This is a genomic window from Siphonobacter sp. BAB-5405 (genome assembly GCF_002872335.1).
GTDB lineage: Bacteria > Bacteroidota > Bacteroidia > Cytophagales > Spirosomataceae > Siphonobacter.
The window spans coordinates 67,392-82,894 of the sequence record NZ_NJAG01000012.1 but is presented as its reverse complement, the minus strand read 5'-3'; the positions used below and the strand labels follow the sequence as shown (position 1 = coordinate 82,894).

Genomic DNA, 15,503 nt, shown 5'->3' with positions numbered 1-15,503 from the left:
CAAACCCTTCTTAAACCTTTCAAACTCCCTAATTAAGCATTTGCCAGAGCCCGGTCCAGGTGTACGTATCCACCGTCCACGTGAATGAGCTGACCGGTGGTATGACTGGATTTGTCGGATAACAAAAAGGCGACCGTAGTACCAAGTTCTTCGGTGGTGGTCATGCGTTGCTGTAAGGGAATGTTGCGGGTAATTTCCTTGAGTTTTTCTTCCGGGTTGGGTAAGCCATTGATCCAGCGTTCGTACAGGGGCGTCCAGCTTTCGGCTACAATCACTGCGTTGACCCGAACATTGTATTTGAGTAGCTCAACGGCCCATTCGCGGGTAAGTGCATTCCGGCCACCGTTCGCGGCGGCATAGGCAGACGTACCTCCCTGACCCGTTTCAGCCGTTTTTGAGCCAATATTGACAATGGCTCCCTGCGATGCTTTCAGAGCAGGCAAGGCATACTGAGCCATCAGGTAGTAATGAATCAGGTTTTTGTGCAGTGAAGCTATAAAGTCTTCATAGGTACCATTTTCCAGACCTACTCCATCGTTTACCCCGGCGTTGTTGACCAGTCCATCGATGACACCAAACTTCTCCAACGTCAATCGAACAGCCTTTTCACATTCGCTGGGCTGGGTCAATTCGGCAGGTACCTGAAAGGCCTGACTGCCCGCCGCTTCAATGGCTGCTACTGTTTTCAAATTATCGGACTCACTACGACCAATAATGACCGGAATCGCTCCTTCGGCAGCCAGCACTTGACTAATTCCTTCGCCAATGCCTTTGGCACCGCCCGTAACAATGATGACTTTATTGGATAGGTTTAGATTCATTACGAATGCGTTAAATGTTCTTAAGGGATCTGTTGCTTAGTAACGATACCAAGCCTGACTATACCAAAAGAGCCTAATCGTAGTAAGATAACCTTATAAACTATAAAATTCAGTAGCCGTGATTCCCCAGAACTGAGCTTTTTCAGTTTCCGAAAACGGTTCCATGTATTCGTTTAGTATCTCTACCCAGCGTTCGTAAGCGGAAGCAACCAGACAAACGGGCCAATCGGAACCAAACATGGTACGGGAAGTACCAAAGGATTCGAAAATAACGTCCAGATAGGGGCGAAGCTGTTTAAGCGACCATTTTTCCCAGTCGGCTTCCGTCACCAGTCCGGATACTTTGCAGCAAACATTTTCGCGTTTACCCAGCGACTGAATATCGGCGGTCCATTTTTCCAGTTCGCCCTGTTTAATCAGGGGTTTCGCTCCGTGATCGACCACGAAGCGGTTATAGGGCAGACGCGTAGCGAGTTCGCGGGCGACGGGCAGGTGCTTTGGATAAATCAATACATCATAGGTATAGCCATACTCACCAAGGGTCCGTACGCCTTCCATAAACTCCGTCCGAAGCAGAAACAGATCATCCGGCTCTGCTTGTACGATATGACGAAAACCTTTGAGTTTAGGAAACGCCCGAAACATTTCAAGGCGTTCACTCAGAGTCTCTGACCGTAAATCCACCCAGCCTACCACGCCTTTGATAAAATCGTGTTGTTCCGCCAGGGAAAGCAGAAATTCCGTTTCAGCTTCGGATTGATCGGATTGGACGGCTATCGTGCCATCAATGCCCGTTTTCTGAAGGAGTGGCTGGAGGTCTTCCGGAAAAAAATCCCGGCGGATGGCCTGCATGGCGGGAGTAATCCAGGCATCCCGAATAGGATCATACTGCCAGAAGTGCTGATGTGAGTCAATTTTCATGTGTCTAGAGAGGAATAGCTAAAATCAGTATAGGCAAGGATGGTAAAAATAAAGAAGGAAAGCGTAAAACCTTTGGATTGGGTACAAAAAAAGGTCGTTCTGTACAGGAACGACCTTTAAAAGGGAGTAGCTCAAGGCTATTTTTTCTTTTCTTTGATTTTGGCAGCCTTACCTTGTTTGCCACGCAGGTAGTACAGACGAGCACGACGTACCAGACCGCGACGTACCACTTCGATTTTGTCGATGTTGGGCGAAAGAAGGGGGAAGATACGCTCTACGCCAACGCCATTAGATACTTTACGTACCGTAAACGTTTCGCCATTCGTACCAGAATTTTTGCGTTGAATTACCGCACCAGTGAAAACCTGGATACGTTCTTTATTTCCTTCACGAATTTTTACGTGAACGTTAAGCGTATCGCCAGATTTGAAATCGGGGATGTCGGTCCGGCGAGCTGAATTATCAGCTTCTACCAGTTTGATCAGATCACTCATGATCTCTGAAAGAGTTTTGTTAAAATGGTCTAACTCATTGATAGATCGGCAACATCGAATCCCACAGGTCGAGCGGTTGCCGAAATGAGCCGCAAAGATACGGATTCTTTTGGCAGGTACAAAAGTCCGGTATTTTTTAATTCGCTATGCAACAAATCTTTAAGCGAAAACATCTTTCCGTCCTACACTCACCATGAAACCTTGTCAGCCGTGATGAATACCAAACACGTAACCTCCGTATTCTTTTTCCTGAGCCTGCTAGTGGCTACCTCAGTAGGAGCACAGACCAGAAAAACATTCAATCTAAGTAATTTTGACCGTCTGGATTTAGGATCAGCCTTTATCATTGACGTAAAGCCGGGTAGTTTCAACGTAGAAGTGGAAGGCGAACAGAAAGACCTCGACGAGCTGGAGGCCAACGTCAGCAGCGGTCAGCTTCGGATTCGGTACCGGGAAAGCAATCGGCGTTCGAATAATCGTCAGCGTGTACACGTCCACATCACCATGCCCGCCCTGACGGGTGTACGATTCAGTGGAGCTTCCCAGGCCAAAGTAGCGGGTTTCGGTAGCCAAAATCGGATGAACATTGATATTTCCGGAGCTTCTCAGGTCAGCATTGATACGCGGGCCAAACAGGTACAAATGGATTTGTCCGGTGCTTCTCAGGTTACTTTAAACGGAAATGCGGAAAGTCTTGACGGAAAAATTTCGGGAGCTACCATCTTTAAAGGCGAAGAATTTAAAGTTAGTCAGGCGAACGTAAATGTTTCCGGAGCCAGCTCGGCCCGCGTCTACGTAACCGAAAAATTAGTGGCCGATGCCAGTGGAGCCAGTCAGGTGCGATATCGGGGCCGTCCGTCCGTAACTGCCAATACCTCAGGAGCTAGCCAGGTTTCGAACGAATAAAAATTCCTTTCTGTATACGACTGAAAAGAGAAAAGTCAGACCGGCTTTCTCTTTTTTTATGCATTAGAATTTTATTAGAAAAGGGGAGGAAAAAGCCGATCAATGCCGATTGAATCGAATTTTAAAACCGAAAAAAAAATTTAATAAACGCTCGCTCTGAAAAATATGTTTGACAATCTGCATTCAAGTAATTTTCTTTGCGACGTTTTTTGAACCAAATCACTCAAACACAATGTCAGAAATCTCGGCTAAAGTCAAGCAGATTATCGTTGACAAATTGGGCGTGGAGGAGTCGGAAGTGACGCCGGAAGCTAGCTTTACGAATGACCTCGGGGCTGACTCGCTCGATACCGTGGAACTCATCATGGAATTTGAAAAAGAATTCAATGTGTCTATTCCCGACGATCAGGCTGAAACGATCACGACGGTCGGTCAGGCTGTTGCCTATCTGGAAGAACACGCCAAGTAAGTAACATCTATCAGCGGTGCTAATTTGGAAAAAGGCATTTCGGTGCCTCTTTTCGGATTAGCACATTTTTTTGATTCTGTTGGTTCGGATTTTTCTTGCTAAACAAACTCTCGATACAAGAGGCAAGTCAATCACTGAACCTGATTATAAAACTATTACGCTATGCAATTGAAGCGAGTTGTTGTCACTGGACTAGGAGCTCTTACCCCCATAGGAAATACGGTAGAGGAATACTGGGACGGACTGACCCGAGGCGTCAGCGGTGCCAATCTCATTACGCGGTTCGATGCCACCCGTTTCCGTACCAAATTTGCCTGTGAGGTAAAAAACTTTGACGTACAGGCGTACATTCCTCGCCAGGAGGCCCGCAAGATGGACTGGTTTACCCAGTACGCCGTCGTAACCGCCGATGAGGCGATTGCGGACGCGGGCATCGATAAAGAAAAAGTAGACCTTGATCGCGTAGGCGTAATCTGGGGTGCCGGTATCGGTGGACTCAAAACGTTTGAGGATGAAGTACTGAATTTTGGCGGGGGCGATGGAAACCCCCGGTTCAATCCCTTCTTTATCCCCAAAATGATTGCGGATAGTTCCGCCGGACTGATCTCCATCCGTCACGGATTTCGCGGACCTACCTACGTCACCGTATCGGCCTGTGCTTCTTCAGGAAATGCCCTGATCGACGCGTTTAATTACATCCGTTTGGGTAAGATGGATATTTGCGTATCCGGTGGATCGGAAGCGGCTGTTACACAGGCGGGTGTGGGTGGTTTTAACGCCCTGAAAGCCCTTTCCGAACGCAATGACGATTTCGCCACGGCTTCCCGCCCCTACGACAAAGACCGCGAGGGTTTTGTATTGGGTGAAGGTGGAGCCGCTCTGATTCTGGAAGAGTACGAGCATGCCGTAGCCCGTGGAGCAAAAATCTACTGCGAAATCATGGGTGGCGGAATGTCATCCGATGCGTATCACATTACAGCTCCCCATCCGGACGGACGTGGTGCCTATATGTGTATGAAGCTGGCTTTGGAAGACGCTGAATTGCCTTTAGAATCAGTCGATTACATTAACACCCACGGTACATCTACGCCCATCGGCGATCCGCAGGAACTAAAGGCCATTGAGCGTTTGTTCGGCGAACATGCTACCAAGCTGAATATCAGTTCCACGAAATCCATGACCGGTCACCTGTTAGGGGGAGCGGCTGCGATTGAAGCGGTAGCTGCAATTCTGGCGATTAAAAATCAGTTGATACCGCCTACGATCAACCATTTTACGGACGATCCTGATATTAATCCAAATTTAAACCTTACCTTCAATGAGCCCCAGGCCCGGAAGGTAGAAGTGGCGATTAGCAACACTTTTGGTTTTGGCGGACACAACACTTGCGTTGTTTTCAAGAAAGTATAGTCGGGTTGAGCCGTGGGTTGCTGACCTACGGCTCAGCCAATAAATGTTTTACACTGTGCTGCTACCGCTATTCGTTTCTACGGTCTTTGACCCTCTGACCCAGTTTTTCAGATCACCGTCCGACAAGGATAAAAAGCTGAAGAAAGCGGTAGCTACGCTTATCGGTACCCGTCCGTCCAATGTGGAACTATACCGGCTGGCGTTTATGCATACGTCGGTGAGTAAGCCCGTCAACGGCAAAGATCTCCGACTTTCCAACGAACGGCTCGAATACCTGGGCGATGCGGTGCTGGGTATGGTCGTGGCCGAGTATCTCTTCAAAAAGTATCCGTACAAAGACGAAGGTTTCCTGACCGAAATCCGCTCCCGGATTGTCAATCGCGAATCGCTTAATCTGGTGGCTCGTAAACTGGGACTGGATACGCTGGTGGAATACGACCCGAATCGCCGGACCGTACTGGCCCGTACGTCCATGTACGGCGATGCTCTGGAAGCATTCGTAGGAGCAATTTACCTGGATAAAGGATTTCAGTTTACCAAGAAATTTATTTTGAAACGACTGCTTTCCAGTTATTTCGATCTGGATAAAGTGGTAGAAACCAATATCAATTACAAGTCGCAGATCATCGAATGGGCTCAGCGGGAAGGTCGCGACCTTCGCTTTGAGGTAACGGAAAAAGGATCTGCCCGACATAAGGAATTCATTGCCGAACTCATGGTCGATAACGAAGTATTCGCCACGGGTACCGGGTTCAATAAAAAGAAAGCCGAGCAGTCGGCTTCCGAAAAAGCCATCGAAAAACTGAACCTGGTTAAGCCAGTCAGTTAAGTTGGTACTTCTTTTTTTGTGAAAAAGCTATCCCGAACGGATGGCTTTTTTTATTTTCAGGCCAATAACCTCTAAAAACGTATGGAAATTTTATTAGTCATTCTGGGCGTACTGGCCCTGCTCGTTGGTTTGGCCGGAGCCGTTCTGCCTTTGCCCGGTCCACCGCTGAGTTTTTTAGGCTTGCTACTATTGCACTGGTCAGGGCGGGCCACGTTTTCTTCCACCACCCTCATTGTTCTCGGGATCGTTACGTTCATCATTGCCGTACTGGATTATCTGGTACCCATTTGGGGCGTACGAAAATTTGGCGGTACCACCTACGGCACGTACGGCACTACCATTGGACTTATCCTGGGTTTAATCCTGCCCATTCCCGGAGGGATGTTTGTGGGAGCCTTTGTGGGAGCGATGGGCGGAGAAATGTACGGCGGTATGGCTTCAGGCAAAGCCATGCGGGCTGCGTTTGGCTCCTTTCTGGGCTTCATGGCGGGTATGTTTATGAAGGTCGTTTTGTGTCTGGTTATGATTGGGTACGCCATCGCCGCTTTTATCAAGTAACCTCGAACGATTTCAACTTTTCTGTCCTTCTCAAACCGTAGGAGCCGTACCTTTGCGGCAGTTTTTCACGTATCCTGTAGTAGCTATGCATATATTACGTCGTCCCCGTCGGTTGCGTACAAGTGCCGCGGTGCGAGCGTTGGTTGAAGAAACGAGCGTTTCGGTAAATGATCTCATTCTGCCGGTTTTTGTGGTAGAAGGACAAAATGTAAAACGAGAAGTAGCTTCGATGCCGGGTGTGTATCGACATTCGCTGGATAATTTGCTGGATGAAATCGGCCAGTGCCAGGACTTAGGCATCAAAGCTTTTGATTTATTTCCCGGTTTGGATGAATCCAAAAAAGATAAGTACGCCAGTGAAAGCTGGCGGGAGGGTAGCATGTATCTGGAAGCCATTCATGCGGTGAAGAGTAAGTACCCGGACGTAGTAGTCATGACGGACGTAGCCATGGACCCTTACAGCTCGGATGGGCACGATGGGTACGTAGAGAATGGTGAGATTCTGAACGACGAAACGCTGGAATACTTAGGCAAAATGGGTGTTGCTCAGGCTCAGGCGGGTGCCGACATTCTCGGGCCTTCGGATATGATGGACGGTCGGGTCGGGTACCTGCGGGAGAAACTCGATGACGCCGGATTTTCGAAAGTAGCGATCATGTCGTACACAGCCAAGTACGCGTCGGCTCTGTACAGTCCTTTCCGGGATGCCCTGGAATCAGCCCCCAAGTTCGGCGACAAGAAAACATATCAGATGAATCCGGCCAACATCAAGGAGGCTTTGATTGAAGCCGAACTCGATTACGCCGAAGGAGCCGATTATTTGATGGTGAAGCCCGCCATGCTGTATCTGGACATCATCAAGATGTTGAATGATAACTTCGCTCTGCCCATTGCTGCGTACAATATTTCGGGTGAATACTCCATGATCAAAGCCGCCGCCCAGAAAGGCTGGATTGACGGGGATCGGGTGATGCTCGAAACGCTGACGTCCATCAAACGGGCGGGAGCAAAGATTATTCTGACGTACTTCGCGAAGGAGTTTGCTCAAATCCAGCAACAACGATAAGTTCTTTTGAATACTTTCCGGATGCCCTGTCTGCTTGCATACAGGGCATCTTTTTAGCCAGACCTTCTTATGTCTTCACTTCTTATTCTTAATACTCAGCTGGTCAACGAAGGACAGATTCGCCCGGCGGACGTATTCATCAAAGATGGGTTCATTGAAAAAATCGGTACGGGCCTTTCCGGACTGAACGCCGATCAGGTCATTGATGCCAAAGGCCAGTATCTGTTACCCGGTGTCATTGACGACCAGGTACATTTCCGGGAACCGGGCCTTACGCACAAGGCGACCATCCGATCGGAAGCCCGGGCGGCGGTTTCCGGTGGCGTGACGAGCTTTATGGAAATGCCTAATACCGTTCCTAATGCACTCACGCAGGAACTGCTGGCCGATAAGTACGCGATTGCTAATCGTAGTTCCCTTGCTAATTACTCCTTCTTTATGGGAGCCTCGAACGACAATTACGACGAGGTCATGCGGACGGACGCTACGCAGGTTTGCGGTGTAAAAATTTTCATGGGATCATCGACGGGCAATATGCTGGTAGATAACCCAGTCGTACTAGGAAAACTTTTCGCCAACGCACCGTACCTAATTGCTACGCACTGTGAAGATGAAGCCACAATTCGGGCCAATGTAGCGGCCTATAAGGAACGGTACGGTGACGATGCCCCCGCCCGCGTACACCCCGAAATCCGGAATGAAGAGGCGTGTTACAAATCCAGCTCCATGGCGGTAGAACTAGCCAAACAGCACGGTACGCGTTTGCACGTTCTGCATCTTACGACTGGCGAAGAAACGGCCTTGTTTGACAAAGGCTATTACGGATATTCTGATGCCGAAAGCGTAAAACGCAAACACCAGAAACACATTACGTCGGAAGTCTGTGTACACCACCTCTGGTTTGATGCCCGCGATTACGAACGCCTGGGCAATCAGATCAAGTGTAATCCGGCGATTAAAGCCGATGATCACAAGCAACAACTGTTACAGGCTCTGCTCGATGACCGAATCGACGTAATCGCTACGGACCACGCTCCCCACACCTGGGAAGAAAAACAACAGTCGTACTGGCAGGCCCCCTCGGGTTTACCGCTGGTGCAGCATCCCCTGCTACTGATGCTGGAGTTTTATCAGGACGGAAAAATTTCTTTGGAAACCATCGTTCGAAAAATGTCACACGCCGTAGCCGATTGTTTCCGGATGGAAAAACGGGGCTACATCCGCGAAGGCTACTGGGCCGATCTGGTGCTGGTGGATCTAAATCGTCCCAATGTGGTTACGAAAGAAAGCCTGAACTTTCAATGTGGCTGGTCGCCGCTGGAAGGATACAACTTCCGCTCCGCCGTTACGCATACCATCGTATCGGGTCACGTGGCGTACGCGAATGGAGCATTCAACGAAGAAAAAACGGGCGAACGCCTGACGTTCATCCCCGCGTAACGTATAGCGGGTAGATGAATCTAGCGTATCCCTTGGTAAGAATGCTTTCTTATGCAATAAGCATTCTTCAATATTCTGATTATAAATACGTTACCTAAGAAACAAAAATCCTCGTCGGAAACCCGACGAGGATTCTGATGTCCCTAAAATCATCACAAACTATTCTCTGGCAAATCGCAGGCGACGGAAACGGACCGTAGCAAAACAGCGACGTAAAATGCGGTAGTATATTTTACCAAACAGGGTATAGCACCATTGTTTGAGTTCTTTAACTTCAGCAGGAATCAATTGGCGTAAGGCTTTACGCAGTTCTTTTTCGAATAAATGAGCGTCAAAACTTACTTTCTGGAGAATGATCTTGACATATTCCAATACCGTGATGGACATGGCATAATTGGTTTAAGGTTTAACAAATGGCTGGGCCATTAGTTTCGGCCTATCTTTGTAACGATGAAGGCACGACAAATATATTTAATTATCCTACTTTTTTATTGTTCTTTTTCAAGAATTTTTGTTTTTGCCCAGCAAAACGCGATTCGCATTGAATTAGGGCCTTCTTCTATACCTGCCGGCAAGCCCTATACGATCACCGTAGTCATCACGGGGAGCGAACAACGCGAGTACGATCGCTTCCCGGATGTCATGGGAATGAGCCGCCGGGGCACCACCACTACTACTTCCAGTACCACCGTAGGCAATCGTACGGAAATAGTACAACGCATCACTCAAAATTATATTCCAAACCAACCGGGAAATTACGCTGTCACGCCATTTACCATGAATGTAAATGGGCAGACCGTTCAATCGATGGGTGGAATTGTCATTGTGACCGATGCCGTTGCCAAAGAGACAGTGTCAGAAGAAGAGGAGGAAGCCGTTGAACCCACGCCTGCGGATGCCAAAGCGTCCGCGTTTTTACTCCTCAGTTCCAACCGCAGTCAGGTCTACGCGGGCGAAGGCTTTAACCTGAGTTTGGGCTTTTTTGTTGCGGATGATAATCCCCTGGAAATGGGTTTCTATGCGTTAAACCTGCAATTAGGGGCTATTCTCAAGCAGATACGACCCGCAAACTGCTGGGAAGAAAATTTTGGTATACGCGGCGAACCCCAGGTGTTTGAAACCACGATTAATGGCCGAAGGTACACCGAGTACCGGCTCTTTCAGGCAGTATATTTTCCGTTGAATACGGAGCCGATCCAGTTTCCTGCCGTAAGTCTGAAAATGAGCGTGACTGATGAAAAGTCGAAAAAACAGTCTTTTCTGACGTTTCATAGTAAACCTCTCGTCATTCGTCCCGTCCCGCTGCCCCAGGATGCCCGCCGCAATCAGGCCGTTACTGGGGAATATTCGGTACGGGAACAACTTAGTACCCGGGTCGTACAAACGGGGAAAACGATTCAGTACAAAATCACGATAAACGGCATTGGTAACCTAACCCCGATTCTGATTCCAACGCCCGAAAATGATAACTTTTTTGATTTTTACCCACCCACCATCCAGCAATCCATTACGCGTCGACGGAGCCGGGTGAGTGGCGAAAAAACTTTTACTTTTCAGATCATTCCCAAACAGGCCGGAAACTTCCCGTTAAGCATGTATTTTCGCTGGATATTTTTCAATCCACGAACCGGCCGCTACGTCAACTGGCAGTCGAATATGGTTCTGAAAAGTCAGGGTGAAAAAATTACCAATACCGATTCGGATGCACTGGCGGGTTCGCTCTTCAGTAATCTTGAAAACCTGGACAGTACGAAACCCTTCGTGAATGTTCAGCATACCATTCTGAGTTTGGCGAATGGGCTACTGGCGATTATGGCTTTGGGAATGGTGTATATTTTCATACGAGGGAAACGCGGCTAGCCGACCCTCGTTTACGGTTTTGTCTTCTATTTCGGATGGCTGACTACGGTCAGCTGATCCTCAAACAGTACGAATTTATGTCCAGTACATACGGTACGTTATTTAAAATCAGCACGTTTGGTGAATCCCACGGAAAAGCGATCGGTGTCGTAATCGACGGTTGTCCGGCCGGAATCACCTTCGATGAAGCCTTTATTCAGCAGGACCTGGATCGGCGTAAACCCGGCCAGTCCCGCATTACTACGCAACGCAAAGAATCCGATACGTTTCAGGTCCTGTCGGGGGTATTCGAAGGCAAGACAACGGGTACACCCATCGGCCTGATGATTCCGAACGAAGATCAGCGGTCCAAAGATTACAGCCACATTTCCGAGCAGTTCCGGCCTTCGCACGCGGACTACACCTACACGGCCAAGTACGGCGTTCGCGATTACCGGGGTGGGGGACGTTCGTCCGCCCGCGAAACGGCGGCTCGGGTGGCAGCAGGAGCCCTGGCGAAACTGGTACTTCAGCAATTGGGTGTATCGATTCAGGCCTACGTATCGCAGGTGGGAAAGCTGAAAATGGAAATTCCCTATCAGCAGTTGAATCTGGCTCTGGCGGAGGAAAACGCCGTACGTTGCCCTGATCCCGAGGTAGCCGAGCAGATGTTCGCGTACATTGACGAAACCCGTAAAAAGGGCGATAGCATCGGTGGCGTAGTATCCTGCGTGTGTACGGGCGTTCCGGCGGGCTGGGGCGAACCCGTGTTTGACAAGTTGCACGCAGAATTAGGCAAAGCCATGCTTTCCATTAACGCCGTGAAAGGTTTTGAATACGGTTCTGGCTTTGCGGGTGTTGAACAATACGGCTCAGAACATAACGATGAGTACTACACCGACGAAACGGGCAAGGTACGCACGCGGACCAACCTTTCCGGCGGTATTCAGGGGGGTATTTCGAACGGGGAAGACATTTATTTCCGCGTAGCTTTCAAACCCGTAGCTACGATTATGCAGGATCAGGAATCGGTGGATGTCCACGGAAATCCGGCCGTCGTATCGGGCAAAGGGCGACACGACCCCTGCGTGGTACCCCGGGCTGTACCCATCGTAGAGGCGATGGCGGCCTTAGTATTAGTGGATTTTTATTTGTTGAATCAGGCGAGGAAGGCATGAATTATTTATCCGCCGAAGGGCTCTCGAAATCAACGGGAGAACGCTGGCTTTTCAGAAATATCACGTTTGGCTTAAGTAAGGGCGACAAAGTTGCCCTGGTGGGTCGAAACGGAACGGGTAAAACGTCTTTGATGGACGTACTGGCTGGTTTACAGACTGCCGAAGAAGGAACCGTCAGTATTCGTAAGGAAGTACGGGTTGGGTATCTCAATCAGCAACCGAATCTGGATGAAAACCAGACCGTACTGGATACGCTGTTCCTCGGCGACACCCCCCTGCTGCAGGCCATTCGGGCGTATGAACTGGCTCTGATCGATGGCACGGATCAGCAACTGGCCGACGCTGCCGAGCAAATGGAAGTACAGAAGGCCTGGGATTACGAATCGAAAGTAAAGCAGGTACTGGGCCGACTCGGCGTAGCTGAATCCAACTTTGACAAGCAGGTAGGACAGCTTTCGGGGGGCCAGCGGAAGCGGGTGGCTCTGGCTAAAGTACTGCTCGACGAGCCGGATTTACTTATTCTGGATGAGCCTACCAACCACCTGGATCTGGAAGCGATCGAGTGGCTGGAAAATTACCTGGGTACGGCGAATATGACGCTGTTACTCGTGACGCACGACCGCTATTTCCTGGATCGGGTGTGTACGGAAATCCTGGAGCTGGACGAGGGAAATATCTACCGATACAAGGGTAACTATTCCTATTTTCTGGAACGCCAGTCGGAACGCCATGCATCGGAATCCGCGAGTGTGGATAAAGCCCAAAACCTGCTCCGTCGCGAACTGGAGTGGATGCGGCGGCAACCCAAGGCCCGGGGTACGAAAGCCCAGTACCGCATTGATGCCTTTTACGACTTACAGGATAAGGCAAATCAGGGGCGGAAGGAGTCGAACGTGGAGCTGAACATTGGCATGGCCCGGCTGGGTAGCAAGATTATCGAGCTGGAACATATCAAAAAGGCTTTTGGCGATCTGAAAATCGTCGAGGACTTTGAATACGTGTTTCGCCGTCGCGAGCGGGTAGGGATTGTGGGAAAGAACGGGGTGGGGAAATCTACGTTTCTGGACATTTTGACGGGAGAACAGCAAGCCGACTCCGGCGTGATCAGTGTCGGAGAAACGGTTCGGTTTGGTTATTATACGCAAAGTGAACCGACGTTTAAGCCCGGACAGCGAGTCATCGACGTAGTAAAAGACATTGCGGAGGTCGTTACGCTGGGTTCCGGTGAGACGATTACGGCCAGTCAGTTTCTGCAACATTTTTTATTCGATCCGAAGAAGCAATACACCAATGTAGAAAAGCTTTCGGGGGGTGAAAAACGTCGCTTGCAACTGTTGCAGGTCCTGATTCAGAACCCGAACTTTCTGATTCTGGATGAGCCCACGAACGATCTGGACATCCAGACGCTGAATGTACTGGAAGATTATCTGCTCCAGTTTGCGGGCTGTCTGGTACTGGTTTCTCACGACCGCTATTTCATGGACCGTCTGGTAGAGCACTTGTTTGTTTTTGAAGGTGAAGGAAGAATCAGGGATTTCCCCGGCAACTATACCGATTATCGCGAAAACCTGAGTAGTGCCCCTGTTGTTGAACCGACAAAACCCAAAGTCGAAGCTCCTAAACCGGCTTCTACGCCAGCTCCGGTTTCCACGAAACGAAAGCTGAGTTACAAGGAACAGCGGGAATTGGAAACGCTCGAAAAGGAAATTACCGAACTGGAGGGACAACGGGCAGCTATTACTGAACAAATGAACGCCGGCGAAGGCGATTATCAACAGATTACGCTGTGGTCCAAAGAGATTGAGGAAATCAACGTTCAGCTCGAAGAAAAAGAATTTCGCTGGATGGAATTATCGGAATAAGGAAACGGACGGTTCGCCGTCCGTTTTTTGTTTGTTCACCAGCGATGGGATCGGTACTTCAGCCGATACCGGGCGATTTCCGGAATGTCTTCATCCGCAAATCCCCAGCTTTTCCGAATGCCCATGGAGAAGCCCCAGCTTTGCGGATAAACGTCACCGAAATCGGCAGCTCCACTAGCCAGTAGTTCAGAGCCTTTTAGAAACCATACTGGTTTGCGTAATTCCAGCAGTAGACTAACTTGTTGCTTTGCCCGTGTGTACGGGGATTCGGGCGTTCCGTCGGAGTGAAGGTAGGTAAATCGACCGTTGAAGGTATAGCCTTGCCCCAGTGAACCATCCAGGCCCAAGTGTACCGCTGAGAGTAGATTGTCTTTGGTGAAAAGCCCTTCAGCCGCACGAGTTGGGGCCAGAAGTGGTGTACCTAGGGTTCGTTCACGATAGGACCAGCCCTGTTGGTACTGTCGGTGGTTAAAGTAGTTCTCTTCCCAGACGGGCCCTTGGCCAAAGGGCGAACCTTTTCGTCCCTGATTTTTGGTGTACAGAACCTCCACCACGAGCTTACGGATGACGGGAGTGTCGGTACCATCGGTAGTGATACTAACGCCAGTAAGTCCATCCCGCCAGTTGGCTAAATGCAGCAGCGACGGCATTTCGTAGGGCTGTTGGCGGTAAAAAAGGAAGCGATGCCCGTTCGTTTGAAGTTGAAGGGCGGCATCAACGGAGCCTACATGATTACCTACCCGTTCACGAAAATCATACGGATTATACGCGGCATTTTTCCCTCGCCCAGCCGTTACTACGCTCCAGAAAGCTGCTGCGTCTTTGGGAAGGGAGCCGTTGGGTTGAAAGTACTCCGTTTGCGTGGGTGAAGGACTCGTACGCAGGCTGGGAGCATAACCTCCCCACTGGACCTGATGGTTGATGCCCAAAAAGGTTTGCAAACGGGCGGTAGGCTTTCCCAAACGCAGATAAAACGTTTTCTGATGCAGGTACGACCGGCGTACAAAAGCAGTTCGGTCGTCGAGCCAGCCGTGTGCCCAGACGGCCTGAAAAGCCAGTCGATCATTTAGGAGAGACGTCCAGTTAGGAAAGCCGATCTGTATCTTGGGTACGGGCATCGCGTTACCCGACCAACTGTACGGACCCACGCCCAGCGTAGAATCGGCCAGTCCAAACGTTTCTTTCCGTTTTCCGATGTACACTTCCAGAGCACCCCAGCGGGATTTGAGGTACAATTCAGGCAAGAGAATCTGATTGGTGGCTCCGGCATTCGTGGTCACGTTGACACCGTATCCCCAGTCCCAGGACTTACGTCGCAGGTAAGGTCGGGTTTTACTGGGTCGCTGGTAATCCGCTGCGATCGAAAAGCTGGCTTGAGTTACCGGACCTTGTGCAGGAATGGTACAGTATTGACGAGCCTGCATCCAGAAAGGGAGGTTTCCCCCCGCCAGAAGTTGAAGCCTTGCTGTATAGGTTTCATTGTCTTTAAAAATACCCTGAGCGAAAAGACTGGTTGGAAGCAGAACAAGAAGGAGAGAAGTACGGAACATAGATCAAGTAGGTGGATAACTTGATCTAATGTATAAGTATATAGTACTGGTTTTTGATTATGGATAGCTGTACTTATTTATCGGCAGGCTGGATAAAAGAAGAAGGTCATGAACCCATCTGGTGAACGGGACCCATGACCTTCTTCAATACTGTTAAACG

The 15,503-nt window shown here is 49.5% G+C and carries 15 protein-coding genes; 10 read left to right on the top strand and 5 right to left on the bottom strand.

Going from position 1 to position 15,503, the window contains the following annotated elements:
• Positions 1 to 32: 32 nt before the first annotated feature.
• The 3 genes from BWI97_RS11880 to rplS form a co-directional block, all read right to left on the bottom strand.
• Positions 33 to 821, bottom strand: coding sequence for an SDR family oxidoreductase (locus BWI97_RS11880; RefSeq protein ID WP_102201160.1), 789 nt, complete (start codon positions 819 to 821; stop codon positions 33 to 35).
• Positions 822 to 914: 93 nt separating this feature from the next.
• Positions 915 to 1,742, bottom strand: coding sequence for an amidohydrolase (locus BWI97_RS11875; RefSeq protein WP_102201159.1), 828 nt, complete (start codon positions 1,740 to 1,742; stop codon positions 915 to 917).
• A gap of 137 nt (positions 1,743 to 1,879) precedes the next feature.
• Entirely contained in the window at positions 1,880 to 2,236 is a 357-nt protein-coding gene (rplS, locus tag BWI97_RS11870; protein WP_094814135.1) for a 50S ribosomal protein L19, read from the bottom strand.
• Positions 2,237 to 2,449: 213 nt separating this feature from the next.
• Here rplS and BWI97_RS11865 point away from each other — a divergent pair, with 213 nt between their 5' ends.
• The 7 genes from BWI97_RS11865 to BWI97_RS11835 all read left to right on the top strand — a co-directional run bounded on the left by BWI97_RS11865 (position 2,450) and on the right by BWI97_RS11835 (position 8,914).
• Positions 2,450 to 3,142 (top strand): head GIN domain-containing protein, encoded by a 693-nt coding sequence (locus tag BWI97_RS11865; RefSeq protein ID WP_094814161.1) that lies wholly within the window; start codon positions 2,450 to 2,452, stop codon positions 3,140 to 3,142.
• 232 nt (positions 3,143 to 3,374) lie between these two features.
• Positions 3,375 to 3,611: an acyl carrier protein gene (locus tag BWI97_RS11860; RefSeq protein ID WP_094814133.1), complete on the top strand. Its 237-nt coding sequence runs from the start codon at positions 3,375 to 3,377 to the stop codon at positions 3,609 to 3,611.
• 162 nt (positions 3,612 to 3,773) lie between these two features.
• On the top strand, positions 3,774 to 5,021 hold the full coding sequence (fabF, locus tag BWI97_RS11855; protein ID WP_094814131.1) for a beta-ketoacyl-ACP synthase II: 1,248 nt from the start codon (positions 3,774 to 3,776) through the stop codon (positions 5,019 to 5,021).
• A gap of 43 nt (positions 5,022 to 5,064) precedes the next feature.
• Positions 5,065 to 5,850 carry a ribonuclease III gene (rnc, locus tag BWI97_RS11850; RefSeq protein WP_094814129.1) on the top strand — a complete coding sequence of 262 codons (786 nt, stop codon included), beginning with the start codon at positions 5,065 to 5,067 and terminating at the stop codon, positions 5,848 to 5,850.
• Between the two features lie 81 nt (positions 5,851 to 5,931).
• Complete coding sequence (locus BWI97_RS11845; protein ID WP_102201158.1) at positions 5,932 to 6,408, top strand: DUF456 domain-containing protein; 477 nt, start codon at positions 5,932 to 5,934, stop codon at positions 6,406 to 6,408.
• An 85-nt stretch (positions 6,409 to 6,493) separates the two neighbouring features.
• Positions 6,494 to 7,474 carry a porphobilinogen synthase gene (hemB, locus tag BWI97_RS11840; RefSeq protein WP_102201193.1) on the top strand — a complete coding sequence of 327 codons (981 nt, stop codon included), beginning with the start codon at positions 6,494 to 6,496 and terminating at the stop codon, positions 7,472 to 7,474.
• A 69-nt stretch (positions 7,475 to 7,543) separates the two neighbouring features.
• Positions 7,544 to 8,914 (top strand): dihydroorotase, encoded by a 1,371-nt coding sequence (locus BWI97_RS11835; protein ID WP_102201157.1) that lies wholly within the window; start codon positions 7,544 to 7,546, stop codon positions 8,912 to 8,914.
• A 159-nt stretch (positions 8,915 to 9,073) separates the two neighbouring features.
• On the opposite strand, the gene BWI97_RS11830 is transcribed toward BWI97_RS11835, so the two are convergent.
• Positions 9,074 to 9,301 carry a hypothetical protein gene (locus tag BWI97_RS11830; RefSeq protein WP_094814123.1) on the bottom strand — a complete coding sequence of 76 codons (228 nt, stop codon included), beginning with the start codon at positions 9,299 to 9,301 and terminating at the stop codon, positions 9,074 to 9,076.
• A gap of 63 nt (positions 9,302 to 9,364) precedes the next feature.
• Here BWI97_RS11830 and BWI97_RS11825 point away from each other — a divergent pair, with 63 nt between their 5' ends.
• The 3 genes from BWI97_RS11825 to BWI97_RS11815 all read left to right on the top strand — a co-directional run bounded on the left by BWI97_RS11825 (position 9,365) and on the right by BWI97_RS11815 (position 13,793).
• Positions 9,365 to 10,774 (top strand): BatD family protein, encoded by a 1,410-nt coding sequence (locus BWI97_RS11825; protein WP_094814121.1) that lies wholly within the window; start codon positions 9,365 to 9,367, stop codon positions 10,772 to 10,774.
• A 77-nt stretch (positions 10,775 to 10,851) separates the two neighbouring features.
• A complete protein-coding gene (gene aroC / locus BWI97_RS11820) occupies positions 10,852 to 11,931 on the top strand; it encodes a chorismate synthase (RefSeq protein WP_094814157.1) in 1,080 nt (359 codons plus the stop codon).
• Entirely contained in the window at positions 11,928 to 13,793 is a 1,866-nt protein-coding gene (locus BWI97_RS11815) for an ABC-F family ATP-binding cassette domain-containing protein (RefSeq protein WP_094814119.1), read from the top strand. The genes aroC and BWI97_RS11815 overlap by 4 nt, the downstream gene beginning before the upstream one ends.
• A gap of 35 nt (positions 13,794 to 13,828) precedes the next feature.
• On the opposite strand, the gene BWI97_RS11810 is transcribed toward BWI97_RS11815, so the two are convergent.
• Positions 13,829 to 15,343 (bottom strand): capsule assembly Wzi family protein, encoded by a 1,515-nt coding sequence (locus BWI97_RS11810; protein ID WP_102201156.1) that lies wholly within the window; start codon positions 15,341 to 15,343, stop codon positions 13,829 to 13,831.
• Positions 15,344 to 15,503: the final 160 nt, after the last annotated feature.

Bases quoted from the DNA above. Each gene is read 5' to 3' on its own strand.
- BWI97_RS11880 (WP_102201160.1), bottom strand. From the start codon at position 821: ATGAATCTAAACCTATCCAATAAAGTCATCATTGTTACGGGCGGTGCC.
- BWI97_RS11875 (WP_102201159.1), bottom strand. From the start codon at position 1,742: ATGAAAATTGACTCACATCAGCACTTCTGGCAGTATGATCCTATTCGG.
- rplS (WP_094814135.1), bottom strand. From the start codon at position 2,236: ATGAGTGATCTGATCAAACTGGTAGAAGCTGATAATTCAGCTCGCCGG.
- BWI97_RS11865 (WP_094814161.1), top strand. From the start codon at position 2,450: ATGAATACCAAACACGTAACCTCCGTATTCTTTTTCCTGAGCCTGCTA.
- BWI97_RS11860 (WP_094814133.1), top strand. From the start codon at position 3,375: ATGTCAGAAATCTCGGCTAAAGTCAAGCAGATTATCGTTGACAAATTG.
- fabF (WP_094814131.1), top strand. From the start codon at position 3,774: ATGCAATTGAAGCGAGTTGTTGTCACTGGACTAGGAGCTCTTACCCCC.
- rnc (WP_094814129.1), top strand. From the start codon at position 5,065: ATGTTTTACACTGTGCTGCTACCGCTATTCGTTTCTACGGTCTTTGAC.
- BWI97_RS11845 (WP_102201158.1), top strand. From the start codon at position 5,932: ATGGAAATTTTATTAGTCATTCTGGGCGTACTGGCCCTGCTCGTTGGT.
- hemB (WP_102201193.1), top strand. From the start codon at position 6,494: ATGCATATATTACGTCGTCCCCGTCGGTTGCGTACAAGTGCCGCGGTG.
- BWI97_RS11835 (WP_102201157.1), top strand. From the start codon at position 7,544: ATGTCTTCACTTCTTATTCTTAATACTCAGCTGGTCAACGAAGGACAG.
- BWI97_RS11830 (WP_094814123.1), bottom strand. From the start codon at position 9,301: ATGTCCATCACGGTATTGGAATATGTCAAGATCATTCTCCAGAAAGTA.
- BWI97_RS11825 (WP_094814121.1), top strand. From the start codon at position 9,365: ATGAAGGCACGACAAATATATTTAATTATCCTACTTTTTTATTGTTCT.
- aroC (WP_094814157.1), top strand. From the start codon at position 10,852: ATGTCCAGTACATACGGTACGTTATTTAAAATCAGCACGTTTGGTGAA.
- BWI97_RS11815 (WP_094814119.1), top strand. From the start codon at position 11,928: ATGAATTATTTATCCGCCGAAGGGCTCTCGAAATCAACGGGAGAACGC.
- BWI97_RS11810 (WP_102201156.1), bottom strand. From the start codon at position 15,343: ATGTTCCGTACTTCTCTCCTTCTTGTTCTGCTTCCAACCAGTCTTTTC.